Origin of the sequence: Caballeronia sordidicola, assembly GCF_002220365.1 — a bacterium.
GTDB lineage: Bacteria > Pseudomonadota > Gammaproteobacteria > Burkholderiales > Burkholderiaceae > Caballeronia > Caballeronia sordidicola_C.
This window is the reverse complement of the sequence record NZ_MTHB01000073.1, coordinates 16,611-41,435: the sequence shown is the minus strand read 5'-3', so window position 1 is coordinate 41,435 and position 24,825 is coordinate 16,611. Positions and strand designations below refer to the sequence as shown.

The 24,825-nt window shown below is 59.5% G+C and carries 20 protein-coding genes and 1 pseudogene; 14 read left to right on the top strand and 7 right to left on the bottom strand.

Annotated features, from left to right (window positions below; translation table 11 throughout):
- Positions 1-37: 37 nt before the first annotated feature.
- The 3 genes from tssH (at position 38) to BSU04_RS12295 (ending at position 3,679) form a co-directional block, all read left to right on the top strand.
- Positions 38-2,731 carry a type VI secretion system ATPase TssH gene (tssH, locus tag BSU04_RS12305; protein WP_089160886.1) on the top strand — a complete coding sequence of 898 codons (2,694 nt, stop codon included), beginning with the start codon at positions 38-40 and terminating at the stop codon, positions 2,729-2,731.
- Positions 2,728-3,156, top strand: a complete 429-nt coding sequence (tssE, locus tag BSU04_RS12300) for a type VI secretion system baseplate subunit TssE (protein ID WP_089160866.1) — start codon at positions 2,728-2,730, stop codon at positions 3,154-3,156. Before tssH ends, tssE begins: the two co-directional genes overlap by 4 nt.
- A 169-nt stretch (positions 3,157-3,325) precedes the next feature.
- Positions 3,326-3,679: a DOPA 4,5-dioxygenase family protein gene (locus tag BSU04_RS12295; protein WP_089160865.1), complete on the top strand. Its 354-nt coding sequence runs from the start codon at positions 3,326-3,328 to the stop codon at positions 3,677-3,679.
- 26 nt (positions 3,680-3,705) lie between these two features.
- On the opposite strand, the gene BSU04_RS12290 is transcribed toward BSU04_RS12295, so the two are convergent.
- A complete protein-coding gene (locus BSU04_RS12290) occupies positions 3,706-4,623 on the bottom strand; it encodes an AraC family transcriptional regulator (protein WP_089160864.1) in 918 nt (305 codons plus the stop codon).
- Positions 4,624-4,944: 321 nt separating this feature from the next.
- Here BSU04_RS12290 and BSU04_RS12285 point away from each other — a divergent pair, with 321 nt between their 5' ends.
- On the top strand, positions 4,945-6,330 hold the full coding sequence (locus tag BSU04_RS12285) for a dihydrolipoyl dehydrogenase family protein (RefSeq protein ID WP_089160863.1): 1,386 nt from the start codon (positions 4,945-4,947) through the stop codon (positions 6,328-6,330).
- A 33-nt stretch (positions 6,331-6,363) separates the two neighbouring features.
- On the opposite strand, the gene BSU04_RS12280 is transcribed toward BSU04_RS12285, so the two are convergent.
- A complete protein-coding gene (locus BSU04_RS12280; RefSeq protein ID WP_089160862.1) occupies positions 6,364-7,380 on the bottom strand; it encodes a LacI family DNA-binding transcriptional regulator in 1,017 nt (338 codons plus the stop codon).
- 288 nt (positions 7,381-7,668) lie between these two features.
- On the opposite strand from BSU04_RS12280, the gene BSU04_RS12275 reads away from it, so the two are divergent.
- The 5 genes from BSU04_RS12275 (at position 7,669) to BSU04_RS12255 (ending at position 13,893) form a co-directional block, all read left to right on the top strand.
- A complete protein-coding gene (locus BSU04_RS12275) occupies positions 7,669-8,811 on the top strand; it encodes an ABC transporter ATP-binding protein (protein WP_089160861.1) in 1,143 nt (380 codons plus the stop codon).
- Positions 8,812-8,822: 11 nt separating this feature from the next.
- The gene (locus BSU04_RS12270) at positions 8,823-10,763 is read left to right on the top strand and encodes a beta-galactosidase (protein WP_089160860.1); all 1,941 of its coding nucleotides are present in this window, start codon (positions 8,823-8,825) and stop codon (positions 10,761-10,763) included.
- Positions 10,764-10,798: 35 nt separating this feature from the next.
- Positions 10,799-12,049 (top strand): ABC transporter substrate-binding protein, encoded by a 1,251-nt coding sequence (locus BSU04_RS12265; protein WP_089160859.1) that lies wholly within the window; start codon positions 10,799-10,801, stop codon positions 12,047-12,049.
- Between the two features lie 69 nt (positions 12,050-12,118).
- A complete protein-coding gene (locus tag BSU04_RS12260) occupies positions 12,119-13,027 on the top strand; it encodes a carbohydrate ABC transporter permease (RefSeq protein WP_089160858.1) in 909 nt (302 codons plus the stop codon).
- A gap of 14 nt (positions 13,028-13,041) precedes the next feature.
- Positions 13,042-13,893, top strand: coding sequence for a carbohydrate ABC transporter permease (locus BSU04_RS12255; protein WP_089160857.1), 852 nt, complete (start codon positions 13,042-13,044; stop codon positions 13,891-13,893).
- A gap of 9 nt (positions 13,894-13,902) precedes the next feature.
- Here the strand turns inward: BSU04_RS12255 and BSU04_RS12250 are convergent, their stop codons facing one another.
- Positions 13,903-14,970 (bottom strand): SGNH/GDSL hydrolase family protein, encoded by a 1,068-nt coding sequence (locus tag BSU04_RS12250; protein WP_089160856.1) that lies wholly within the window; start codon positions 14,968-14,970, stop codon positions 13,903-13,905.
- A gap of 175 nt (positions 14,971-15,145) precedes the next feature.
- On the opposite strand from BSU04_RS12250, the gene BSU04_RS48510 reads away from it, so the two are divergent.
- Positions 15,146-16,744, top strand: coding sequence for a methyl-accepting chemotaxis protein (locus BSU04_RS48510; protein ID WP_089160855.1), 1,599 nt, complete (start codon positions 15,146-15,148; stop codon positions 16,742-16,744).
- A gap of 181 nt (positions 16,745-16,925) precedes the next feature.
- Here the strand turns inward: BSU04_RS48510 and BSU04_RS12240 are convergent, their stop codons facing one another.
- Positions 16,926-17,135: a hypothetical protein gene (locus tag BSU04_RS12240; RefSeq protein ID WP_089160854.1), complete on the bottom strand. Its 210-nt coding sequence runs from the start codon at positions 17,133-17,135 to the stop codon at positions 16,926-16,928.
- 487 nt (positions 17,136-17,622) lie between these two features.
- Between BSU04_RS12240 and BSU04_RS12235 the strand changes: the two genes are divergently transcribed.
- The 4 genes and pseudogenes from BSU04_RS12235 (at position 17,623) to BSU04_RS12220 (ending at position 19,348) form a co-directional block, all read left to right on the top strand.
- Positions 17,623-17,868 carry a DUF4148 domain-containing protein gene (locus BSU04_RS12235; protein WP_089160853.1) on the top strand — a complete coding sequence of 82 codons (246 nt, stop codon included), beginning with the start codon at positions 17,623-17,625 and terminating at the stop codon, positions 17,866-17,868.
- 185 nt (positions 17,869-18,053) lie between these two features.
- Positions 18,054-18,347, top strand: coding sequence for a hypothetical protein (locus BSU04_RS12230; RefSeq protein WP_089160852.1), 294 nt, complete (start codon positions 18,054-18,056; stop codon positions 18,345-18,347).
- 134 nt (positions 18,348-18,481) lie between these two features.
- Positions 18,482-18,976: pseudogene (locus BSU04_RS12225) on the top strand (patatin-like phospholipase family protein); the annotation flags it as partial.
- A gap of 162 nt (positions 18,977-19,138) precedes the next feature.
- On the top strand, positions 19,139-19,348 hold the full coding sequence (locus BSU04_RS12220; protein WP_089160851.1) for a hypothetical protein: 210 nt from the start codon (positions 19,139-19,141) through the stop codon (positions 19,346-19,348).
- A gap of 57 nt (positions 19,349-19,405) precedes the next feature.
- Here the strand turns inward: BSU04_RS12220 and BSU04_RS12215 are convergent, their stop codons facing one another.
- The 3 genes from BSU04_RS12215 to BSU04_RS12205 all read right to left on the bottom strand — a co-directional run bounded on the left by BSU04_RS12215 (position 19,406) and on the right by BSU04_RS12205 (position 24,656).
- The gene (locus BSU04_RS12215) at positions 19,406-20,302 is read right to left on the bottom strand and encodes an alpha/beta hydrolase family protein (RefSeq protein WP_089160850.1); all 897 of its coding nucleotides are present in this window, start codon (positions 20,300-20,302) and stop codon (positions 19,406-19,408) included.
- Between the two features lie 189 nt (positions 20,303-20,491).
- Positions 20,492-21,049, bottom strand: a complete 558-nt coding sequence (locus BSU04_RS12210) for a fasciclin domain-containing protein (RefSeq protein WP_089160849.1) — start codon at positions 21,047-21,049, stop codon at positions 20,492-20,494.
- Between the two features lie 118 nt (positions 21,050-21,167).
- Complete coding sequence (locus tag BSU04_RS12205; protein ID WP_089160848.1) at positions 21,168-24,656, bottom strand: response regulator; 3,489 nt, start codon at positions 24,654-24,656, stop codon at positions 21,168-21,170.
- Positions 24,657-24,825: the final 169 nt, after the last annotated feature.

Here is a 24,825-nt window from a genome sequence, read left to right as displayed (position 1 = left end):
GGTTCGTGCGTTTGATCTTATCTTCGATGACCTTTCAATGACCACTCGCGACCTCTCTCCATTTCTGCGCCGCCTGAACGACCACTGCGCTCGCGCACTTGCCGATGCAGCGAGCCTGTGCGAAACCCGCGCGCATAGGGAGATCGAAATCGAGCACTGGTTGGTCAAATTATTAGAACTCGGCGACGGCGATCTGGTGGCGATCGCGCGGCGCTATGAGTTGGATATGGACGGCATATGGAACGGCTTGCTGAAAAGCATCGACCGGTTGCCGCGTGAATTGCGGGGCAAGCCGGGGTTGTCGCATCGGCTTGGGCAGATATTGGAAGCCGCTTGGTTGCGTGCTTCGTTTGAAGGCAATCGGCCTGATATTCGCTCTGCTCACTTGCTGGCGGTGCTCGCTGACTCCCCACATCTATTGCGTGCACCGGACGCGTGGCAATTGTTGAGCGTGTCGGCTGTCCAGATCGAACGGTTGATGCCGGAGTTGAATCAGGTTTCAATTGAAGGACAGACAGACGCGGCAACGGACAACGCGACGGCCTCCGACGTCAAGCCCGCGAACGCCGAACGGCCGTCGGCCGTACCCAACCACGCAGGCTCCGACGCGCTGCAGCGCTTCACCAACGACATCACGCAAAAGGCACGCGATGGCAAGATCGATCCGGTGTTTGGTCGCGAAGTCGAAATCCGCCAAATGGTCGATATCCTTGCGCGACGCCGCAAGAATAATCCGATCCTCGTGGGTGAGCCGGGGGTAGGCAAGACCGCGCTGGTAGAGGGACTGGCGCTGAAAATTATCGAAGGCGATGTGCCGGCGGCCATCCGAAATGTCAGCGTGCTGACGCTTGATCTTGGTCTTTTGCAAGCAGGCGCGGGTGTGAAAGGCGAGTTCGAGCAGCGGCTGAAGAACGTGATCGAAGCCGTTCAACAATCATCCTCGCCTATTTTATTGTTCATCGATGAAGCACATACGTTGATTGGCGCAGGCAACACGGCCGGCGGCGCGGACGCCGCAAACTTGCTGAAACCAGCACTTGCCCGAGGCGAGTTGCGTACGATTGCTGCCACCACCTGGTCTGAATACAAACAATACTTCGAACGTGACGCCGCGCTCGAACGGCGTTTCCAGATGGTCAAAGTCGATGAACCCGACGACGAAAATGCGTGCCTGATGCTGCGTGGCCTGAAGGAGCGCTACGCGCAACATCATGGCGTGCATATCACTGATGCCGCTGTGAGCGCGGCGGTTCGTTTATCTCGTCGTTACCTCACTGGTCGTCAGTTGCCGGACAAGGCCGTCGATCTGCTGGACACCGCGGCAGCGCGCGTGCGCATGAGTCTCGACGCAACCCCCATCGCCATCTCCACTCGGCGTGCAGAACACGCAGCACTCGAAGTAGAACGCGCGGCGTTGCTGCACGATGAAGGCGCCACGTCGGTGGAATATGCGGAGCGTCTTGCTTCCATCGATACGCGGCTGGAAACGCTCACGCGCGAACTCGTGCAACAGCAAGTTGAATTTGCGCAACAAAAGGACGCGATCGAGACGTTGTTCGCGTTACGCGCCCGGTGGCATGCCACAACCGACGAAACCCAACGTCGCGACTTGCAGCCGTCGATCAAACAGGCGCACGATCAACTTGCCCAACATGGCAATGACGCGTTGATCTACGCAGAAGTCGATGAAGCCGCGATTGCCCGCGTGATTGCCGACTGGACGGGCGTGCCTGTTGGCAGTTTGCTTTCCGACGAGCTCGCGACGCTGCTGGAACTGGAAACGCGGCTGGGACAGGTGGTGGTCGGTCAGGACGATGCGTTGCAGGCACTCGGCAAGAGCCTCCGTGCGGCCAAAGCGGGGCTCAAGTCTGACGAGGCGCCGCTTGGTGTATTCCTGCTCGTCGGACCATCAGGCGTGGGCAAAACGGAAACAGCGCGAGCGCTTGCCGACCTGATGTTCGGCCGTGAGCGGGCACTTCTGACGATCAATCTTTCAGAGTATCAGGAGGCCCACACGGTGTCTCAGTTGAAGGGTTCACCCCCGGGCTACGTAGGTTATGGACAAGGTGGCGTGCTGACCGAAGCCGTGCGCAGGCGTCCCTACAGCGTGATCCTGCTCGATGAAGTGGAGAAAGCGCACCGCGATGTCTTGAACGTCTTCTATCAAGTATTCGATCGAGGTTTCATGCGAGACGGTGAAGGACGCGTGATCGACTTTCGCAATACGGTGATCGTGATGACATCGAATCTGGGCAGCGACCAGATCATGGCCGCGCAGGAAGCAGTGGTCGAAGCCGGCGGTGACGTCACCACAGGCATGCTGATGGAGGCGATCAGGCCGACGCTGATCGAACACTTCCAACCCGCGCTGCTCGCCCGCTTTCAGACGGTTGTGTACCGGCCGCTTTCTTCAGACGCCATGATTACGATCGTGCGCATGAAGCTCGCGAAGGTGGCGCAGCGTATCGAGCGCAAGTTCAACGTGCCGCTGATCTGCGACGACGCACTGATCAGCGAACTGGTGCGTGCGTGCCAGTTACCGGATTCGGGGGCGCGCAATATTGATAGCCTGCTCGACCAGCAGATTCTTCCGGTGCTTTCGCGGGAGTTGCTGGTGCGCGTTGCGCAAGCGCAGGCCCTCCATGCGCTCAGGTTGTCTTATTCGGACGAAACCGGAATCGAGGTCGATTTCGATGAAGCCACCGCGAGCGCCACTGGAACCACCGCATGACGCGCGGCGGTCCTGGGCTCTTTGAAGTCGTGACGGGCCATTTTGCGAATGGCGATCCTATTGGCTTGCACGACAGGAACACTCAAACGTTCCTGTCGGTGCGGGACAATATCCAGCGGATTCTGAACAGCCGTCGCAATAGCTTTTTACACCTGCCTGACTACGGTCTGGGTGATCTGTCGAAGATTTATCGGCACATGCCGGCCTCGGCACATACGCTGCGGCGCGAGATTGAAGGCACGTTGCTCAAGTATGAGCCGCGTTTGAAAAAGATCGATATAGCTTCCGCCGATCCGGAAGACGGCATGCTGCTCAGTTTCACGATGACGTGTGAGCTGCAACAAGGGGGACTGGTGCGCTACGGCACGTATTTCACGCCCGACGGACAAGCCAGGCTCACAACGCGTGAGGATATCGACCGGTAGCAGGCCTCTAGTGGGCATCGCGCAGAAGAAGCGAAGTACGTAGGTACGGCATTGAAAGCTAACGCGAGCAGGATAGGCATCGAGGTAATAGAATGTCCGAACCAGGCCGACCAATGCGCCCGGCGGCAGATTTCCTAACCCTCACCGGCGCGAGCAAACCCAACCCTCCATGACCCATCCCGACACCTCGCCCATTCAAACCTGGCATGCCCACATCTACTTCGACGCTGCCACCCGCGATGTCGCCTGGCAATTCCGCGAGCAAATCGCGACCCGCTTCGGCGATACGCTGCAACTCGGCCGGTTTCACGAGAAGCCTGTCGGCCCGCATCCGAAATGGTCGTACCAGCTCGCATTCGAGCGTGCGCAGTTTGCCGATATCGTCGAGTGGCTGACGCTGAACCACGGTGCGCTGGACGTTTTCCTCCATCCCAATACCGGCGATCCGTTGCGAGACCATCGCGACGCGGCGGTGTGGATCGGCCACTCGCACGAGCTGGTGCTCGACAACTTCATGGCGTGACTAAAGCGTAAGCCGCTCCTCCCGTCTCAAGAACCCCGCGCGTGCCTGAATCCACCCGGCCCGACCCCATATGTGTCTTTAAACTTCTTGCTGAACGCCGATTCCGACTGATAACCAACATTGTCCGCAATCTCGGCAATGCTCTTCGATGTCCGCGTCAGCAAGGTTCCCGCGAGCTGCATGCGAATGCGCGTGAGCAGGGTCATCGGCGAGTCTTCGGTGAGTGCGCTGAACGTGCGCATGTAGGTGGCGCGTGACATCGCAGATTGGCGCGCCAGCATGTCGATCGTCCATCGTTCAGCCGGCCTTTCCAGCATGGCAATCACCGACGTTCCAAGCCGCGGATGCGCGAGCAGTGCGAGGACATCGGTGGTGGATGGTTGCTGTTCAAGGTGCGCCCGCAGCAACAGGGTAAAAAGCGCAGTGGAGAGCGCCGACACAATGGAGTACGCGCCGGGCCCTGCGTTGCTCGCCTCCTTGCGCATCATCCCAACCAGGCGCGTGAGGTCGGGGACATCGGCGCGGGCAAAGGACATTTTCACGATATCCGGCAGCACGTCGATGAGTAATGCATTCGCCGCGTAGTTGAAGCGACCGCATAACAGATCAAGGCTCGCGGCATTCGGCCCGCCATTCGAGCGCACCGTCACCACGCCGTTATAGCGGCTCTCCATCCCACCGTGTTCGCTGTCGTTAGCCGATTCCAGTCCCTGCAGCACGTGGGCATCGCCGCGCGGCAACATCACAATATCGCCGGTTTCCAGCCGCACGTCCGCTTTTCCGCGGAATTTGAGGAAACAGCTTCCCGCGAGCACCACGTGATAGACCGCTTCGCTCGGCGGAGCGGGCGGATGATCCAGTTCCCACTGCCCGCTCAGAAGGCAGCGCAGGTCGAGCGCGCCTTGCAGGCGGGATAACTGGATCAGTCGGTCGAGTGCGTCCATGGTTGAGCGCAGAGGCGCAAGTAGCAAGGCATTAACGGCGGCTTAGCGATCTTACCGGAGAACAAAACCCGCGATTATCGGGCGCAACCTGCGCGAACGCCGCCAACCTCACGTAATTCGTCTGCAATGAAACTCGGGCAATGAGACGAACGAGCATCCATTCGAGCCGGTCCGGCATGGAGATTCAGCGCTCCGAAGTCTACATTTACGTCATGGCGGGGGCAGGGTTGTATAGAAAATAACCCGCTCTCTCGGCGTAGTGCGAATCCTCCCATACCGGCTCGGTTCAGCCATGCGCAAACCTTTGAAAGGGAGCTGAAAATGTCGACGATCGAGCAATTCGAATATGTGTTTCTGGGCGGCGGAAAGGGCGGCAAGACGCTGGCGATGGAACTCGCCAAATCAGGCAAGCGCGTGGCGGTTGTCGAAGAGGGAATGATCGGCGGCTCGTGTATCAACGTGGCGTGTATTCCAAGCAAGGCGCTGATTCAAACTGCGCGCATCATGCACGCCGTGCAATCCGCAGACATATTGAAGGGCAAGGCTCACGAAGCCAAGGTCGATATGACGCAGGTTCACCGGCGCGTGCGTGAAGTCGTGGACGGTATGGTCGATATCAACGCAAAGGCGTTCGAGGCATCGGGGTTCGACCTGATCCTTGGCACCGGACATTTCGTGGGCCCGCGCCGGATTCAGGTCACGATGAACGACGGGCGGGAACGCGTGGTCGAGGGTGAGCATGTGTTCATCAACACAGGGACGTACGCCGCGATTCCCGATATTCCCGGCCTGCGCGACGCCGCACCCATGACGCATGTTGAAGCACTCGAACTCGAGTCGCTGCCGGAACATCTGATCGTGATTGGCGGTGGGTATATCGGCCTGGAAATGGCGCAGGCGTTCCGGCGCCTGGGCAGCAACGTAACCGTCGTGCAAGAGGCGCCGCGTGTTGCCATGCGCGAGGACACCGACGTCACGGATGCGATTGAGTCGGTCCTTGCCAACGAAGGAATCGACGTGAGGGTGTCGGTCAAGCCCTCGCAGGTCAGCGGCCGCTCGGGACAATCCGTGACTGTCGAGCTCAACGACGGCAGCCACATAACGGGCACGCATTTGCTCGTGGCGACGGGCAGGGTGCCGCGCACGGCAGGCATCGGACTGGACCTGGCTGGCGTGGCGCTCGATGAACGCGGATTTATCAAAGTCGATGAGCGTCTGGCGACGTCTGCACCGAACACATGGGCAATTGGTGAGGTAGCGGGAACACCCATGTTCACGCATGCTTCATTCGATGACTATCGCGTGCTCAAATCGCAACTCGCCGGCGGCAATCTGACCACGCGTGATCGCGTCATTCCGTACGCAATGTTCATCGAACCGGAACTTGCACGTGTGGGTATCAACGAAAGTGACGCGCAACGGCAAGGCATCGCCGTGCGTGTGGCGAAACTCCCGATGGCGTCTATTCCCCGCGCCCGTACGACCGGTGACACGCACGGCTTCATGAAAGCGATCGTGGATACGCAATCGGATCGCATCCTCGGCTTCACGATGCTCGGTTCGAACGCGGGAGAAGTGGTCGCGACGGTGCAGATGGCCATGCTCGGCAATCTTCCGTACACCGCCGTTCGTGACGCGATCCTCTCGCATCCGACCATCGCGGAAGGCTTGAACATGCTGTTCGCGAAGATCCCTGAGAGCGCGTAATAGCGCTTCAAAAAGGGCTTCAATACTCATGCTTCAGCTACGCACCCGTCCCGTCGATGCTCTTTGAACGAGCACGGGCGGGGGTGCTACACGCATGGGCGTCTCGCAGTGGCCACCGCTTTCGATCAACGCTTCCAGCAACTCCACGGCCATCGCAGCGGCGGCATCGGTAGGAACGGCAACGGTCGATAACCCCGGCCGTGATTCACGCGCCAGTTGAATATCGGTAATCCCGATCACTGACAGGTCATCGGGAATGCGCATGCCGCGATCCGCGGCGGCGTGCATCGCGCCCAGCGCAGGCAAGTCGTTGGTCGCGAAGATTGCGGTCAAGTCGTGGTGCTCCGTCAGCAATTCACACGCAGCTTCGTAGCCGCCCTGGACAGCGTCGCGAGTAAAACGCGCTTCCTGCTCAGGATGCGGCACGCCCGCAACCTTCAGGGTGTGACAAAAGCCGGCGTATCGTGCCGCCTGAACACCGTCCGGCTGACTCCCGATGATCGCTCCAATCCGCGTGTGCCCGAGGTCCAGCAGATGTTGCGCGGCCAGCGCGCCGGCAGCGAAAAAATCGACGGCGATACAAGGCAGTCCAGGCGATACCTCCGGGCGTTCCCACATGCACAGCACGACCGGTGTGCCGCGTGCGCGCGTGGTATGAAGATCGTCGAACGCGATTCGGGAGTTCATCACCAGCACGCCTTCCGACAAGGTCCCCGCAATCTGGTCCAGGTACGCGCGGCTGATCACCGGATCTTCGTTCGTATTACATACGATCAGAAAACGCCCATTCTTGCGCGCTGCCCGCTCTGCCGCCAACGCGAACTCCGGATAAAACGGGTTCGCAATACTGGTCACCATCAACGCAAGAGTAGGCGCGCTCCCTTCAGCCAGCGCCCGCGCGGTCAGGTGCGGGCGGTAGCCCAGCGCCTCCACCGCATCGAGCACGCGCTGACGCGTCGCGGCGCCCACCTTGCCGCGCTTGCGCAGCACATTGGAGACGGTTGCCGGCGTGACGCCGGCGCGTACAGCGACTTCGGCCAAAGTAGTCATCGAATCTCAAGACAAGGGTTAACGCGGCACAACATCGGCCGATGTCGATGAACTGTCGCCGGTTTGGCCGCTTCGTCCAAATACCCCTTTCATTGTCCACATTTTGGGATGGCTTCCCGGCATTTGTATAAAACCGCCGACGCCGCTAAATTTGAGACCAAGGTAGTTAAAAACATAGGACGGAGACAGCCGGTCAAAGCGATCCCAAACACGGATCGTTTTTTCTCAGGCAGGAGGTTAAGCGCTTAACCTTCCGTTGTCTCCCCGGTAAAACACGGAGACGTCGGCATGGCGAGCATCTCGTTACGATCAGTTCAAAAAGCGTACGGCGATCACGCACTCGTGATTCGCGATGTCGATCTGGAGATCGGCGAGCACGAATTCTGCGTATTCCTCGGCCCTTCAGGATGTGGCAAATCCACCTTGCTGCGCATGATCGCGGGTCTGGAAGACATCACGGACGGCGACCTGTATATCGACGGCAAACTCGTCAACGAAGTGCCTGCAGCACAGCGTGGCGTCGCGATGGTGTTCCAGAGCTACGCGCTCTTTCCGCACATGACCGTCTACCAGAACATGGCGTTCGGCCTGACGCTCGCGAAGACACCGAAGGACGTGATCGACCAGAAAGTGAAGGAAGCCGCGCGCGTGCTGCAACTCGAAGCGTTGCTTGAACGCAGGCCGAAGGAGCTGTCGGGCGGGCAACGGCAACGTGTGGCGATCGGCCGGGCTATCGTTCGGAGTCCGAGCGTATTTCTCTTCGATGAACCGCTCTCCAATCTCGACGCAACATTGCGCGGCCAAACGCGGGTCGAGATCGCACGCCTGCACAAGCAGTTCAATACCGCCAGCGTTGTCTACGTCACTCACGATCAGATAGAAGCCATGACGCTCGCCGACAAGATCGTCCTGCTGCATGCAGGCGCTGACACGGCGAAGTACGGCAGCATTGCCCAAGTGGGTGCGCCGCTCGAGTTATATCACCGGCCGAGAAGCCGCTTTGTTGCCGGGTTCATTGGTTCGCCGCGAATGAACTTCCTGCCAGCGCGAGTGGTATCGGGCAGCGCGGAAAGCGTGTCGATTGTCCTCGATGAAACGAACGAGCGACTGCAGGTTCACGCCAGCGGTGAGGCCTTGCGGCCGGATCAGGCCGTCACGCTAGGCATTCGTCCCGAGCATCTTGAACCGGCCGCCAGCGAAGGCTCGACTCAACAGATCAGCCGCACGGTGTCGCTGGTCGAACAACTCGGCGAGCACAGCTATCTGCATCTCGATCAACCGGGCGGCGCGGTGCTGATCGCCAAGGCACCCGGCGACAAGACGCCACGGCAGGGCGAGCGCGTGGTGTTCAACGTGCCGCCCGCGTCGTGTCATCTCTTCACCGAGGACGGCTTTGCCGTCACATCGGATGCCATTAAACAATTTGCGTAGGAGCGCACCATATGCGTCTTGGAGTCTGCTATTACCCGGAACACTGGCCCGAATCGATGTGGAAAGACGACGCGGCTCGCATGAAAGCGCTGGGTATCGACCGCGTCCGGATTGCGGAGTTTGCGTGGAGCCGGATCGAACCTTCACCAGGTGAATACAACTGGGCTTGGCTGGACCGCGCAATCGACGTGCTCGCCAACGCGGGCCTGAAGGTCGTCATGTGCACGCCGACCGCCACGCCGCCGAAGTGGCTGATCGATCGTCATCCGGATATCTTGCCCATTGGCGCCGATGGCCGTCCGCGTGCGTTCGGTTCGCGCCGGCATTACGATTTCTCGTCGCCTTCGTACTTCGAGGCCTCGCAGAAAATTTGTACGGCCGTGGCAGAGCGTTACGGCAAGCATCCCGCGGTGGCGTTCTGGCAAACAGACAATGAGTTCGGCTGCCACAACACCGTAGTCAGCTATTCACCGGCCGCGTTGCAGCGTTTTAGAGAATGGCTGAAGCATCGCTATGGCACCATCGACGCGCTCAACACCGCATGGGGCACGGTCTTCTGGAGCATGGAGTTCCGCAGCTTCGACGAAATCGATCTGCCGGTTGGCACCGTGACGGAAGCGCATCCGACGCATCGGCTCGATTACCGGCGTTTCGCCTCGGACGAAGTCGTACGTTACAACCGCATGCAGGTCGACATCATTCGCGCGCATTCGCCGCAGCGGCCGGTCGCGCACAACTTCATGCAACTCTTCACCGAGTTCGATCACTACAAGGTGGCGGCGGACCTGGATATTGCGACATGGGACAGCTATCCGCTCGGCGCGCTCGAGGAGCAGTGGTTCGATCCGTCGATCAAGTCGAAGTGGCTGCGCACGGGCCATCCCGACTTCGCATCGTTTAATCACGATGTGTATCGCGGCATGTCGAAGTTGCCGTTCTGGGTGATGGAGCAGCAACCGGGGCCGGTGAACTGGGCGCATTGGAATCCCGCGCCGCTGCCGGGCATGGTGCGTCTCTGGAGTTGGGAAGCGTTCGCGCACGGCGCGGGGTGCGTATCGTATTTCCGCTGGCGGCAAGCGCCGTTCGCGCAAGAGCAGATGCACGCGGGGTTGAACACACCCGATAACCGGCTCGATATGGGCGGCGTGGAAGCGTCGGTGGTGGCGAAGGAAATCGAGCAGGTGCTGGAAGCAGACGGTGAATCGACGGTATCCACCAAAGTTGCACTTGTTTGGGATTACGAAGCAAAGTGGCTATTCGAAATTCATCCCCAAGGTGCTGACTTCCACTATCCGCGTTTTGCATTCGAGTACTACAGCGCATTGCGCAGCCTGGGGCTCGATGTCGATGTGATTCCGGTCGATGCCCCGCTGGATGGCTACAAGATGATCGTCGTGCCGCCGCTGCCGGTGGTGCCCGCTGATTTTGCCGGCAGGCTCGCGGCAAGCGGCGCACAGGTGGTGCTCGGGCCGCGCACGGGATCCAAGACGGTCGATCTGACGATTCCCGCTGCGCTGCCGCCGGGCGAGGGCATCGCGAAGCTTATTCCCATCCGCGTGTGGCGCGTTGAATCGATGCGCCCGAACGTAACCGAAAAGGTGGACCAACGCGGTGAGGCGCGTCACTGGCGCGACTTCATCGAAGCAAGCAATGGCGTGCAGGTTGAGGCATCGTTCGCGGACGGGCATCCCGCCATCGTACGTAGCGGTTCCGTGCGCTACCTCGCCAGTCTCTTCGATGAAACCCTCACGCAGGAGATCTTTCTGAACGTGGCGAAAGCAGCCGGCCTAAATGCCGCACCGTTGCCCGAAGGCATCCGGATCAGCCGGCGTGGTGGCTTGACCTATGTCTTTAACTACAACGCGACGCCGTACAGGATTCCGGCCGCCGTGAGCTTCATAGTGGGGCAGGACGAAGTAGAACCGCAGGGCGTCGCGATTTACAGAGCATAGCCAGGCACACAACACTCATCGATGAGGAGACACGCATGAAAACCTTGATTCGCCACGGACTGACCGGCGCGGCGCTGGCCGTATCCATAGCCATAGCCACAACCAGCATTGCGCAGGCGGGGACCTTGACCGCGAACATCGCGTTCAAAGGGGCTAGCCAGCGCGCGGTCTGGCAACAGACCTTCGATGCCTTCAAGAAAGCGCATCCGGATATTGACGTGAAGGTGACCTTCGTCGATGAAGAAGCCTACAAGGTGCAATTGCCCGGCTGGCTCACAACCGTTTCGCCCGATATTGTCAACTGGCACAACGGCGAACGCATGGCGTATTACGCGAAGCGCGGCTTGTTCGAAGACCTGACGCCGGACTGGAACAAGAACGGCTGGAACGCAATGTACGCGTCGACCAAGGAATCGTCCACGTACAACGGCAAGCAATATTCGGCGCCGACCGTGTACTACGCCTGGGGCATGTTCTACCGCAAAGACCTGTTCCAGAAGGTGGGCATTACCGCGGAGCCGAAGACGTGGCAGGAATTCCTCGACGACTGCAAGAAGCTGAAAGCGGCGGGCATTGCACCGGTCGCGGTGGCTGGGCGAGACGCATGGACACTCGCCGGCTGGTTCGATTACCTTGACCTGCGCATCAACGGCAACGCGTTTCATCAGAAGCTGATGGCAGGCGACATCGCCTACACGGACCCGCGCGTGAAGAAGGTCTATACGGCGTGGAAGGACTTGATTGATAACAAGGTGTTCATCGACAACTCGCTGTCCTACGACCTCGATGCGGTGCAGCCGTTCCTGTTCCAGGGCAAGGCGGCCATGATGCTGATGGGTACGTTCATTACAGGTGGCTTCCCGGAGAACATCAAGCCGCAGATGGGCTTCTTCCAGTTCCCGATCATCGACAGCAACGTGCCGACTGCTGAAGATGGTCCCGTGGAGTCGCTGCATATTCCGTCGAAGGCGAAGAACAAGGCGGACGCACACACGTTCCTGGCATTCGCGGAAACGCCGGACATCAGCGCACAACTGGCGAAGGGGTTGGGATCGTTGCCGGCCAATAGCAAGGCGCCGGAACCGGACGATCCCATCTCGAAGATCGGCTTCCAGATCCTCTCGCAGACGAAGGGTGGCATTGCTCAGTTCTACGACCGCGACATGACCAAGGAGATGGCCGACGAAGGCATGAAGGGCATGCAGCAGTTCGTGTCTGACCCGACGCAACTTGACGCGATCCTGGCGCAGCTCGAAGCCACTCGCAAGCGTATCTACAAGAAGTAGCGTAAGACGGCGGCTCGCCACTAACGCGAGCCGCCCTGGCGATCAGCATCAGGATCAGGAGAGCACCACATGTCCGAAACCCTCAGCGTTCCGGCGATCAAGTCAAAGCGCCGCAAAAGGATGTCGGCGACTGCGCGACAGCAGCGGTTGGCCGCGTTCCTGTTCCTCGCGCCGGCCTGCATCATGGTCGCGATCTACGTGATCTGGCCGATCTTCTCCAGCCTCAGGCTCAGCTTTTACAATTGGGACGGGATGACGGAGAAGACCTTTGTCGGCTTCGATAACTATGTCGAACTGTTCCACGCGCCCACGTTCTATACCGCGCTGAAGAACAACGTCTTGTGGCTGATCCTGTTCCTGCTGGCGCCACCGATGGGTCTCGCCGTCGCGTTGTACCTGAACCAGGCGGTCAGAGGCATTCGCATGGTGAAGTCGCTGTTCTTCGCACCGTTCGTGTTGTCAGGCGTGGTGGTCGGCTTGATGTTCAGCTGGTTCTACGACCCGACTTTCGGCTTGCTGAAGCTGATCCTCGGACATGGCGTGCCGGTGCTCGGCGATCCGCGTTACGTGACCTTCGGGATCATCTTTGCCGCGCTTTGGCCGCAGACCGCCTATTGCATGATCTTGTACCTGACTGGACTGACATCGCTCAATTCCGAGCAGATAGAAGCCGCCCGCATGGAAGGCGCGAAGGGCTGGACCATGCTGTGGCACGTCATCTTGCCGCAGCTGCGTCCAACGACCTTCATGGCGATCGTGGTGACCATCATCGGGGCGTTGCGCAGCTTCGACCTGATTTCCGTCATGAGCGGCGGTGGTCCGTTCGAAAGCTCCACCGTGCTGGCCTATTACATGTACGACCAGGCGATCAAGTACTACCGTATCGGCTATTCCGCCGCGATCGCCGTGGTGCTGTTCGCGATCATGATGGTGTACATCGTTTATCACTTGCGCAGAATGTTGCGCACCGAGCAATAAGCCAGGAGCGCGCCATGTTTCCAATGCCCGTCGCCAAGTGGAAGCCCGTGAATCGGGCGCTTTACAAGTTGTCGTTACCGGTCGCGCTGGTGATCTGGTTACTGCCGTTGATAGCGGTGATGGTGACGTCCATTCGCTCCTCCGATGAACTGGTCGAAGGCAATTACTGGGGCTGGCCACGGCACTTCTCACTGATTGCCAACTACAGCGATGCGCTGACGACGTCCCCGATGCTCCACTATATGTGGAACAGCGTGCTCATAACGGTGCCGGCAGTCGTCGGCTCGATCGTGCTGGCTTCCATGGCCGGTTTTGCGTTGGCGATCTATTCGTTTCGGGGCAACACCACGTTATTCGCAACGTTTGTCGCGGGGAACTTCGTACCTATCCAGATCCTGATGATCCCGGTGCGGGACCTGTCCTTGCAGATGGGTATCTTCAATACTGTCGGCGCGCTGATCCTGTTTCACATCGCGTTTCAGACCGGGTTTTGCGCGCTGTTCCTGCGCAATTTCATCAAGCAGTTGCCGTTCGAGTTGGTCGAAGCCGCGCGCATTGAAGGCGCGAATGAGTGGACGGTGTTCTTTCGCATCGTGTTGCCGTTGATTCGCCCGGCGCTCGCCGCGCTGGCAATCCTGGTCTTCACGTTCGTGTGGAACGACTACTTCTGGGCACTGTGCCTCACCACGGGAGACGAGGCGGCGCCCATTACCGTGGGTGTGGCCGCGCTCAAGGGTCAGTGGGTGACGTCGTGGAACCTTGTCTCTGCGGGATCGATACTGGCTGCGTTGCCGTCGGTCATGATGTTCTTCGCGATGCAGCGGCACTTCGTTGCCGGACTGACGTTCGGGGCAACGAAGGGCTAGGGCAATGGCCTATTCGTGAAGCCAGTTGTCGATCAGGATCACGACGTAGTCCGCTATGAGTTGTTGCAGATGAGTCGTCGGATGATATGCGTCAGCGAACATATAAATGGCGTCAGCATGAGGGGAGACGTATGTCGCGCGTGAGCAGAAGAGCGCGCTGGCGTCATCGGCTTGAAACGCCGGTGGCAAGTTTGCCGGGGCGCATGCTACGTGGGTGCCGACGCTGCCGTCGAAGCGAAAGCCAAGTTGGCGATAGTTCTCTGACGCTTCATCGATGAACGTGAATGCATCGATCCGCAACACGGCCGGCGATGAAGGGAGCGCTTCATCCAGCGCGGTGTTGAACACTTGCGACAGCCGCCGAAGCACTTTCGCGGAGCCAGGCAGTTGCTGCTCAACAAGGTTTGCGATCGGCGCCTTGCTGATGTCCGGTACGTTTTGTACAACGATATGAGTGGCGCCGTGTTGTTGCACGTTGTGCACCAGCCCCGCAAATTGTTGCGCTGCCTGTCGCAGCGGCGGCAGCACCGCCTGCAAGGACGCGGCCGGGTCGCCGCCGTTGGCAACCATTCCCGCCCATGCGCCATAGGCATCCTGAACGTCGTTGGCTCCGCCTTGCATCAGTACGAGTTGCTGTGCGGTGAAGCGTGTATGCAACTGAAGATAGGCCGCCACCTGTGAGGTCAGTGGAGTCTGTAACTCGCCGGTGTCGCCTGTTGCATCGCCGGGGTTCGGTGGCCCCGCGACTCGGGCGCCGCCTTGGGCGTAGCCAAATCCTTCGGGATGAACGACGCTGGGTTGCCCGAAGCCTCCCGTCAACGCTGGTGTGAGGCCCGACCCATAATGTTCCGCGATAACCTCTACGGAGATCGCGCCCGGATTGGTGGTGTAGGTGCCGCCGCCGAATTTCCGGGCATACGCATAGGTGCCAACGTCAGAAAGACTGTCCCCGAACGAGACGACCTGCTTGATGCTCCGTTGCGCATCGGCGGAGTCGGCCGATGCGTTCGACGAAGGCGACAAACCAATGACACTGCATGTCAACGCGAGGAATGCGAAACGGCGAACTGTCTGCATGGGACGCTCCGGGGCAGGGGGTGTATCGAAGAATAACCTCGTTTAACCGCTTATAACCAACTTAAATCCCGCTAATTGGGCTGCTTTGCTTTATTCATCAAAGACCCTCCAGTCCTGTCTCCGGGCCGCCGATATACCTTCGATACAACGTACACGACGAGTCGGAGACAATCGGATGAACATATCAAAAGCGCCTCCTGTATCCCATTTTTCGGGATATACAAGTCTATTTGGTCACATCAGCTTACGTACCAGCATTACGCTCGTGTTGACGGTTTTTGCCGCGCTGTTGATTGCGGTTAGCGCATTGGCCGGCGTCGCGCTTCAAACCAGTAACGCCGCGATTGAAAAGATGTACACGGAAGACACGCGCTCACTTCTTCAAATCAAAAGCAGCTATGAACACGTGATGCATGCACGTCTTGCGCTGGGCAGCTTTGCGGCGCTTTATGGACTAGGCGATGTTCAGCCGGCGTTGCTCGAGGGCGCACATGGCGATCTGCGTCAATCCGACGAGGAAGTGCGGGCGTACCTCGCGACTGCATCGGCGGACGATACCGAAACGGCGCTGCGCACGCGCTTTGTCGCTGCGCGTCAGAAGTACTTGCACGACGGTCTGGAAGCGTCGTTCGAAGCGCTGGGTAAAAGCGATTTCTCGGCCTACAAATCCCTGCAAGGCGCTGAAACGGAAGCGCTGGCCAACAACTTCGGCGCGCAAGTGGCTGCGCTGGAAGGTGTTCTGACCGAGCGCCAGAAAGCACGCTATACGAGCGCACAAGAGCGCTTCCACATGATGCTCTGGCTCCTGGCTGCAGCGGCGTCAGCGTCGGTGGTCGTTGGTACATTCGCGCGTCAGGCATTGCTTAACGCAATCGTCAAACCGGTCGGGCAAGCGATTCGCCAGTTTCAGCGCATTGCTGCGGGCGACCTGACCAATCCCGTCGATACCGGCCGCGACAACGAGATGGGCGCGCTATTGCGTGCGCTCGAGCAGATGCAGCAATCGCTGGTTGAGACGGTGACGACCGTGCGCGCCAGCACCGAATCGATCAACGTTGGCGCGACGGAAATCGCTAGCGGCAACAACGACCTTTCCATTCGAACGGAGCAACAGGCGGCGTCGCTGGAAACCACGGCAAGCAGCATGGAGCAGATAACGGCGACGGCGAAAGCGAGTTTCGAGAGCGCCCGGCAAGCGAGAGAGATGGCGACAACAGCATCGGAAATGGCGGTGAAGGGAGGCGTAGTCGTCAGCAATGTAGTCACCACGATGCAGGGCATCGCCGCTCATTCGAAGAAAATTTCGGAGATCACGAGTGTGATTGACGGCATCGCTTTCCAGACGAACATCCTGGCGCTCAACGCGGCAGTCGAAGCGGCACGTGCCGGCGAACAGGGTCGAGGTTTTGCGGTCGTGGCCGGTGAAGTGCGCAGTCTCGCACAGCGCAGCGCGTCGGCGGCTCAGGAGATCAAGATGCTCATTCAGGATTCGAGCGCGCATATCGACGCCGGGTCGACGCTGGTGGAAAGCGCGGGGACGACCATTGGCAGCGTGGTGAGCGCGGTCGAACGTGTCTGTCAGATCGTGACGGAGATATCCGCTGCGGCGGGCGAACAAAGCAAGGGAATCGAGCAGGTCAATCTGGCGGTTGCAACTATGGACCAGAGCACGCAGCAAAACGCAGCGCTCGTCGAGGAAGCCGCCGCCGCAGCACAGTCCCTGCAGAGTCAGGCGAGAACGTTAAGCGAGGCCGTCGAGGTGTTTCGGCTTTAAGGGGTGTGCGTGGTGTGCCTGGATTGCGGCTGAATGTGACAGGACTATTTCAGCAGGAAGCGGTCAGTGTGGACGGAGAATATGCTGGCAGACGGTGAGCGCCGCGTGATGTAGCGCGACGAGCGAACCCTATGCGCCAGGCCAGCCCCTTGGACAGCGGCTGGCCTGGCGCGACCGCAAATCAGGCCTGTGTTCCGGCACTGTCCGCGTCGTCCGGACTGGCATCGTCCTCTTTCTTTTCTACCAGCGACTCCAGAGCGCCTGCGCCTTTAAAGCCGGCGACGGCCGCAATCCCTTTCGTCAGAATTGAAGCGTCCGGATCGACCTTGTCCGTCGCTTCCACTGCCGCGATTGCACCCGCGACCTTTCCTACCTCATCCAGAAAGCCCATATTAATCACCGTATAGTTTGAACGTGAACGCGCACTGTTTCACGTTCACGCATTTCAAAGGACGTCGCGGTTGGAATCTTCAGCGGCATCTTCCACCGGCGACACTTCTTCCACTCTCAGCCTCGTCGACGAATACGCCCATTTGGAGTGCACGACAACGAGGGGCATGGCTTACGCTGATGACGGGCGTCCAACCGCCATCGTCAGTGACAATATCACCACACGAACCGCGACACTGTGAATTCTTGTCATGGGTCTTCGCGGTCATTCTTCAGTTCAGTTACAACGCACGCTGCAACCGTCCGGATCACCTCGCGGGCAGCTTTCAGTTGCCTGCCATCACCGTCCACACATCTTTTGGGCTCCCTGTAACCGTTGCCCGCAATCAGGCGAAATACCCTATGAAGCGCCTGTACTCAAGCGTCCCTTGGACCGCCAGGCGCGTCGGCAGGTCAACGGTCGATAGTGACCTTTTTGGAGAGTAGTGATGAAACTGAACAAGTTAATGATGATCATGACCGTGGCGGCCCTTGGTGTGTCGACACTGGCGAACGCGCAATCCGTGCAGCCTGTGGACGGGAACGCGATGGCGGTAGCGTCGAACCAAGGCCCGAAAACACGCGAGCAAGTGCGTGCCGAATTGGCTCACGCTCGCATGGACGGCACCATCTCACGTTTCGGTAACCCCGATCCGTATGGACCAGGCGGTACGCCGAATTTCGCCCGGCATTAAACAACGGGAAGGGAGCGGCAACAGGCACCGGGCGTCCGGGTTCAACAAGTCGGCCACGGCAAGACTGGCGGGAGATCAGAGGACTGGGCTGGCGGCATGAATGACACTGTTTTCAACTGGATGAATACAAGCTGATTGCGTAGTCATCCTTATATTTTTACGCTAAACATGAAACTGGAGATCTGATGAAATCGATTCGAAAAATCATCCTGTGCGCAATGCTTCCGCTGTCGCTCGCAACCGGTCTCGCGCATGCTCAGGGAATTGGACATGCCGGCATGTATCTGATGCCGCAGGACTATCAAATGATGATGGACAAGCTGACGCCTGAACAACGGACCCAGGCCATCACCATTCAGCAAAAGATGATGCAGATGGAGATGGACCACAAGGAAGCCATGGCTCAAATGGAGATGAAGCACGAGCACGAAATGATGCAGATGCAGAACCAGTTACTGGAGTTGTTCAAGGGCCACTAGCCCTGTCCGGCGATGATTTACCGAGGCTGTTTCGGGCACAACGCTGGTGTTCCGGCACGAGGCGATTTCGGTAACCCCAACGCCGGGGCGGTGCGGACTGGCCGGGTTGCACGTCGGCGATTCATGAACATCGTATCCGGTCGCGCCCTGTGGTGGATGCCGTCGTTGCAAGCGCCGCGATTCCCGGGGTGTTTCCGCCGGTGCCCATTGACGGTATCGATCTGGTCGAGATCGGCGTGGCCAACAATACGCCGATCTCGGTAGCCGTCGGGCTCGGCGCGAAACGCATCATCGTGCTGCCGGCCGGTTTCGCCTGTGCGCTGCACAAACCGCCGGCCAACGCGATCGCGCAGGCTATTCACGCAATGACGCTGATCAGCGCGCGGCAACTCGTGCGCGATCTGGCGTTTTATTCGTCGCGTGCAGAGATCTTTGTCGTACCGCCCTTGTGTCCACTCGATGTATCGCCTTACGGCTACATTCAGTGCGATCGACTGATTGAGCGTGCAGCTGGGAAAACGCGTGCTTGGCTAAGCGACGGTGGCCTGGAACGCGCGTTTATCCCGGCTGAACCGTACGAGCATGCGCATGCCGAGGCGGTTAAGCAAAAGGGCGTGCGGCACCAATAAATAAGCAACCGCACTGCATCCGAACGTTTCCGTCTTACGTATCTCGTCTAACGTGATCTGGCGTTCGAGGCGTGTGAATTAAACACTGACTTCTCGATAGATCCGCTCGCGAATGCGGATGGGCCGTGCTTCGCCAAGTTTTGCCTGGCTAGGGAGTAAGCGATGCGCAACGACCTCACTGAGTTCGAGCTTGACTGGCTTCTTGAACTGGCAATAAACGGTGATGCTGCGGTGCCTCCGGCCCTTTTAAAGCGCCTTCGTGAGCTCGGATATGCGGAACAAGTATTTTCCCGGATCCAGGCTTCGGATCTTGGCCGAGAACGATTGCTGGCGAGGGCGCGAAGCGCTTTCTCCGCGCACGCAAAAGCGTGACAGCCCGCTTTTTGCGCAATGAAGCATGGAGCTGTTTCCGCGGGCATCGGTTGACAGCTATCTGATGTCAAGTGCCTTGCGTATTTGCGCCTGCAGCACGGGCCACACCGGCGAGCTCGTCAACACTTCGTCGTAATGGCTAGCATCGGGAACAACGATTGTCTTCACGTCGTTGCCCGCGCGACGTGCCACGAGCGCGTAGCGCGCCGCGAGATCAGGCGGCGCGACCGTGTCCAGTTCACCGTTGATCAACACGGTGTGTGCACCAGATGGCAGCATCGCGGTGGGGGAAGTGTCGGCCAGCACGTCTTGCCTGCCGGGTTGCGGCGTACCGGTTAGCGTAAGGGGGTCGAGCCTGCAAGCGCGTTCGATAGACCAGGCATCGTGCAAATCGGGTAGCGTGCCCAGGCCTATGACGGCCGGAATGGGCAAGGGTGTTGCTGCGTAAAGAGGGCTCGCCGGACTGATACGCTCCCGTGCCGCCGCCCATTGCGCGAGTTGTGCGCCTGCCGAATGACCGACAGCCACAAGGCGAGTCAAGTCGATATCAAGCGCGGACGACTGATCCCTTAGCGTGTCCAACGCGGACGCGATGTCCTCATAGGTACCGGGAAAACCACCGCCGTCCTCATCCACGCCTCTGTATTCGATGCTCCACACTGCGATCCCTTCGTTCGCCAACGTGCGTCCCATTGCGGCGACCTGGGTCAGACCACCATATTTGTGCGCCCAGCATCCGCCGTGAAGTAATACGACCACAGGGTAGGGTCCCGCGCCGGTCGGCCGGAACAACTCGACAAATTGCGATTGTGCCGGGCCATATGCAATACGCGAGTCAGGAGGGGGACCTGCAATGGCAAGGTAATCCTGAAGTCGGATCGGCTCGGCGATCGTCTGTGACGAAAGCAGGATGGTAAGCAACGCTAGTATTAGTCGACGATAAATTTGGATCATGAAGCGGTGCTAGCCAGGTTCGACGCTGGCTTGAGAAGTGATGCAGATGTTCCTGTGACGCTTGAACAGAGCGCGCCACGCCGGATAGTGATGGTGAAGACAAGGACCCGCATGGCAAGTCGCAGTGCCGCCCTATGGTGTTTCTGCGCGGTCCGTGTACGGGCCCCGCGGCAGAAACAAGCGCATCGCTTACTTCGGCAGCAGGACCTTATCCACCACCATGATCACGCCGTTGCTCTGGTACACATCGTAGGTCGAGATAGCGGCGGTGTTGCCCGATTCATCGGCGACAACAATGTTATGCGGACCGTTCTCAGAGAACGACAGCGTCTCGCCATTCACGGTCTTGATGTCGGCCTTCCCGCCGCCTTGCTTGATGGCAGCATCGAGCTTCCTGAAGTCGTAACGTCCGGGAATGACGTGGTACGTCAATATGCTTGTCAGGGTCGCCTTGTTTTCAGGCTTGACCAGGTTGTCGACCGTGCCGGCCGGAAGGGCTGCAAACGCCTCGTTCGTCGGAGCGAAAACCGTGAACGGGCCCTTGCTCTTCAGCGTGTCGACCAGGCCTGCCGCCTTCACCGCTGCGACGAGCGTGGTGTGGTCTGCGGAGTTGACCGCGTTATCGACAATATCCTTGCTCGGATACATTGCCTGGCCGCCGACCATCACCGTGTCGGCATCGGCAAAAGCGTTGGATGCAGCGACAGACAGCCCTGCGATAAGAACGCTCAGTATTGCCTTGTTCATGACTATCTCCTCATTGAGCCGCGCTAGATTGCGCTGGCATGAAGCGATATACGTCGCGCTCGCGGCCGTGGATGCAACGGAGGGTCCAACCCGCAGGACGGACCCTTACAGGCGCACCTCAGCCACGCATCCGTTCGAGGCTCGGCAGCCACACGCGCAGCAGCGAATAGAGCCGGTCCAGATCGATCGGCTTGGCGAGATAGTCCGTCATCCCTGCTACACGAGTCTGTTCCTGATCGTCCTTCATCGCTTTTGCTGTGATCGCGATGATCGGCAGGCTGGCGAAGCGAGGGTCGGTACGAATCCGGCGCGTGGCCTCGAGTCCGTCCATGCCGGGCATCATCACGTCCATCAGCACAAGGTCGATGTCCGGTGTTTTGTTCAACTGGGTGATCGCTTCGAACCCGTTGCGTGCGATCTCCACGGTCATGCCCTTATGTTCGAGCGCACTGCTCAACGAGAAGATGTTGCGGATATCGTCGTCGACCAGCAGGATGCGCCTCCCCTCGAAGGCGCGATCCCGGCTACGCACTGCCTTCAGCATGGTTTGTCGTTCATACGACAGGTCCGCCTCGACCTTGTGCAGGAACAGGGTGACTTCATCCAGCAACCGTTCTGGCGAGCGCGCGCCCTTGATGATGATCGAGCGTGAATATTTCAGCAGCTCGGCTTCCTCCGCATGCGTCAGGTTGCGTCCGGTATAGACGATCACCGGCGGGAAAGAGCACACGCTTTCGCTCGACATCTTCCGCAGCAACTCGCCACCCTGCATGTCGGGCAGCTTCAGGTCGATGATCATGCAGTCGAAGATAGTTGTTCGCAGCAGCGCCAGCGCCTGTTCGCCAAGCTCGACAGCGGTGATGTCGATATCGCCGTCCGCGATGAGTTGCACGATGCTTTCGCGCTGGCGTGCGTCGTCTTCCACCAGCAGCACGCGCTTGACCTTCTGCGTGAATTTTTCCTCCAGCTTGTGGAAGATGTCCTTCAGTTGCTCGCGCGTGGTCGGCTTGATGGCGTAGCCGATGGCGCCAAGATGCAGCGCAGCCCCGCTGCTATCAGCAGCCGACACTACATGCACAGGAATGTGACGCGTGAGCGGACCGTCTTTCAACTGCTGCAGCAGCGCGAGACCCGACCGGTCAGGCAAGCCGATGTCGAGAAGAATGGCATCGGGCAAGTACTGCGCGGCGAGTTGCAGCGCTTCGACGGCAGTCTGCGCGACCAGGCAGCCGTACTGCATCTCATGGGCAAGCTCGAACAGAATGCCTGCAAATGACAGGTCGTCTTCAATCACCAGCACTGACCGGCGGCCAGGCGTCCAGTTCGCGCGATCGTCGTTATACGCCGGTACGTCTTGTGCCCAGGTGGCCGGCGGCTGAGTCGGCGCGGCGACAGCCGGAGTTGGCAATGGTGCGCGCAACGGTGTGGGCAGTGCGCGGACGATTTCCGTCGGCTCGCTGGCGCCCGTCCAGTGCGTGGGCAGCGTCAGCTCGAACGTGCTTCCTGCGCCGAGCGTGCTGTTCACGCGGATCGCGCCGCCGAGCAGCGTTGCCAGATCGCGCGAGATCGACAGACCCAGGCCGGTGCCCCCATAGCGCCGGCTGGTGGTTCCATCGGCTTGACGGAACGCTTCGAAAATCGTTTGGTGGTGTTCCGGCGCAATGCCGATACCCGAGTCTGTTACGGCGAAGCGCACCCGATTGCCGGTGTCCAGACCCAAGGCGAGCGAGATGGTCCCCGCGTCGGTGAACTTCACTGCATTCGACAGCAGGTTCTTGAGAATCTGTTCCAGCCGCCGCGAGTCGGTGAATATCGATGGCGGCATATCCGCCGTTACATCGACGACGAATTTCAATTGCTTTTGGTCGGCAAGCGGCTCGAAGGTGCGCTTCAACGACTCAATCAGGCGGCGCATCGATACATCTTCCGGCGCGAGTTCGAGCTTGCCTGCCTCGACCTTGGAGATGTCGAGGATGTCGTTGATCAGGTTGAGCAGATCGTTGCCGGCTGAATAGATCGTATTGGCGAACTTGACCTGCTCGGCGCTTAAATTCCCGCCCTGGTTTTCCGACAGCAGTTTGGCGAGGATCAGCGAACTGTTGAGCGGCGTGCGCAACTCATGCGACATGTTCGCCAGGAATTCTGACTTGTACTGGCTGGCACGCTGGAGGTCGTCGGCGCGCTGTTCCAGTTCTGCTTGAGCATGGCCGAGTTCCTCGTTCTTTTGATCGAGCGCGAGGGCCTGGAAAGTGAGCTGTTCGTTGATCGATTCAAGTTCTGTTTTCTGATTGCCCAGATCCGCTTGCGACTCTTCGAGCGCGGCGGTTTGCTCTTCCAGTTCCTCGTTCGCGGTGCGCAGTTCTTCTTGCTGAAGCTGCATTTCCTCGTTGAGGCGCTGCGTTTGCTCGAGCGTGTCCTGCAGCCGTTCGCGATACAGCGCCGCCTCAACCGACGCCCCCATGTTTCCTGCTATCAGCTTCAGGAACTCGATGTCCCGCGCAGATACCGGCTTCATGAACCCGAGTTCCACGACGCCATTGACGGTACCGCCGTTCTCGATCGGTGCCATGACTACGCTCTTCGGTGCGCTGGTTCCCAGTCCCGATGTGACCTTGAGATAGTCGTCAGGGATGTTGTCGACTTCGATCAGCCGGCCATCCGTGGCAGCCTGGCCGACCAGCGTCTCTGTTCCTGCGAAGGATTGTGAGCGCGCTTCGTTTTCACGGCTGAAACCGTAGGCCGCTTCGCGGCGTAGCGTGCCGGTTGCATCGCGGACATAAAGCGCGGCTACGACCACGCCGAGGTACTGGGCGAGAAATTCGAGCATTGCACGGCTGAGCTGCGGCAGCGCTTGTTGTCCCGCAGCGCTTTCCGCCAGCTGGCTCTGCCCGGTACGCAGCCATGCTTGTTGTTGCAGGGTTTCAGTGTGTTCGGTCTGCGCCCGCAATGCGCGATCGTAGGTGGTCGACAGATTCGTCAACTCGCGCCGGCCCAGCACGGCGAGCAGCAAGCTGAGCGAAAGGCTGATGCCGAGGAAGAGCGCCACTGCGGTAATGGTGACGCGCCTGACCGTTGCCGTCCGTTCCCAGCGCAGGTTCAACTCGACATCCATGAAGGCGTCGAACTCTCGGCGCATTTCATCAAACTCGAGCTTCCCCTTGCTGGTGCGCATGACGCCCTGGTAATCCTGATTCGCGCGACGCAGGGTAATGAGCTGTCCGGCAATTGCGTCCCACTGCGCCTCCAGTGCGCCAATACGCTTCAGGCGTTCGACTTGCGGCGGGTTGTCGCTGACAAGTTCGGTCAGCGTGGACAGCTTCGCGGTGAAACTGGCTCGACCGAGCTCATACGGCGCGAGATAGGCGTCGTCGCCGGTGATCAGGAAGCCCCGCATGCCGGACTCGCGATCGACCGCGAGCTTGATCAGGTCGCTGCCGTCTGCGACCACGCGCCCGGAATGGTCGAGCCAGTCCATGGCCTGCAGCAGATAGAACAGAAGAGCCACGAATACCGCGGCGGTGGCCAAGCCTGCACCGATCGGCAAGGCGATGTTGCGACGAATTATGCGGCGAAAGCCAAGCTGGTCGACAGCAGTATGCTCGGGCATTTTTATCCCTGTTATTTAATGCGCAAAAAGCGCGGTTCGAGCGAATGATTAGTGTGAGCGGGATGTCCTGGCACCACGTTCGGTGGTGCGCACCCGGCGGAAATGCCGCGCCAATCACTGGCGGGATAATACAGATTTCACGCCGAAAACGAATTACCGCGACTCTGTC

Coding starts and splice junctions, on each gene's coding strand:
- tssH (WP_089160886.1), top strand. CDS start 38: ATGACCACTCGCGACCTCTCTCCATTTCTGCGCCGCCTGAACGACCAC.
- tssE (WP_089160866.1), top strand. CDS start 2,728: ATGACGCGCGGCGGTCCTGGGCTCTTTGAAGTCGTGACGGGCCATTTT.
- BSU04_RS12295 (WP_089160865.1), top strand. CDS start 3,326: ATGACCCATCCCGACACCTCGCCCATTCAAACCTGGCATGCCCACATC.
- BSU04_RS12290 (WP_089160864.1), bottom strand. CDS start 4,623: ATGGACGCACTCGACCGACTGATCCAGTTATCCCGCCTGCAAGGCGCG.
- BSU04_RS12285 (WP_089160863.1), top strand. CDS start 4,945: ATGTCGACGATCGAGCAATTCGAATATGTGTTTCTGGGCGGCGGAAAG.
- BSU04_RS12280 (WP_089160862.1), bottom strand. CDS start 7,380: ATGACTACTTTGGCCGAAGTCGCTGTACGCGCCGGCGTCACGCCGGCA.
- BSU04_RS12275 (WP_089160861.1), top strand. CDS start 7,669: ATGGCGAGCATCTCGTTACGATCAGTTCAAAAAGCGTACGGCGATCAC.
- BSU04_RS12270 (WP_089160860.1), top strand. CDS start 8,823: ATGCGTCTTGGAGTCTGCTATTACCCGGAACACTGGCCCGAATCGATG.
- BSU04_RS12265 (WP_089160859.1), top strand. CDS start 10,799: ATGAAAACCTTGATTCGCCACGGACTGACCGGCGCGGCGCTGGCCGTA.
- BSU04_RS12260 (WP_089160858.1), top strand. CDS start 12,119: ATGTCCGAAACCCTCAGCGTTCCGGCGATCAAGTCAAAGCGCCGCAAA.
- BSU04_RS12255 (WP_089160857.1), top strand. CDS start 13,042: ATGTTTCCAATGCCCGTCGCCAAGTGGAAGCCCGTGAATCGGGCGCTT.
- BSU04_RS12250 (WP_089160856.1), bottom strand. CDS start 14,970: ATGCAGACAGTTCGCCGTTTCGCATTCCTCGCGTTGACATGCAGTGTC.
- BSU04_RS48510 (WP_089160855.1), top strand. CDS start 15,146: ATGAACATATCAAAAGCGCCTCCTGTATCCCATTTTTCGGGATATACA.
- BSU04_RS12240 (WP_089160854.1), bottom strand. CDS start 17,135: ATGGGCTTTCTGGATGAGGTAGGAAAGGTCGCGGGTGCAATCGCGGCA.
- BSU04_RS12235 (WP_089160853.1), top strand. CDS start 17,623: ATGAAACTGAACAAGTTAATGATGATCATGACCGTGGCGGCCCTTGGT.
- BSU04_RS12230 (WP_089160852.1), top strand. CDS start 18,054: ATGAAATCGATTCGAAAAATCATCCTGTGCGCAATGCTTCCGCTGTCG.
- BSU04_RS12220 (WP_089160851.1), top strand. CDS start 19,139: ATGCGCAACGACCTCACTGAGTTCGAGCTTGACTGGCTTCTTGAACTG.
- BSU04_RS12215 (WP_089160850.1), bottom strand. CDS start 20,302: ATGATCCAAATTTATCGTCGACTAATACTAGCGTTGCTTACCATCCTG.
- BSU04_RS12210 (WP_089160849.1), bottom strand. CDS start 21,049: ATGAACAAGGCAATACTGAGCGTTCTTATCGCAGGGCTGTCTGTCGCT.
- BSU04_RS12205 (WP_089160848.1), bottom strand. CDS start 24,656: ATGCCCGAGCATACTGCTGTCGACCAGCTTGGCTTTCGCCGCATAATT.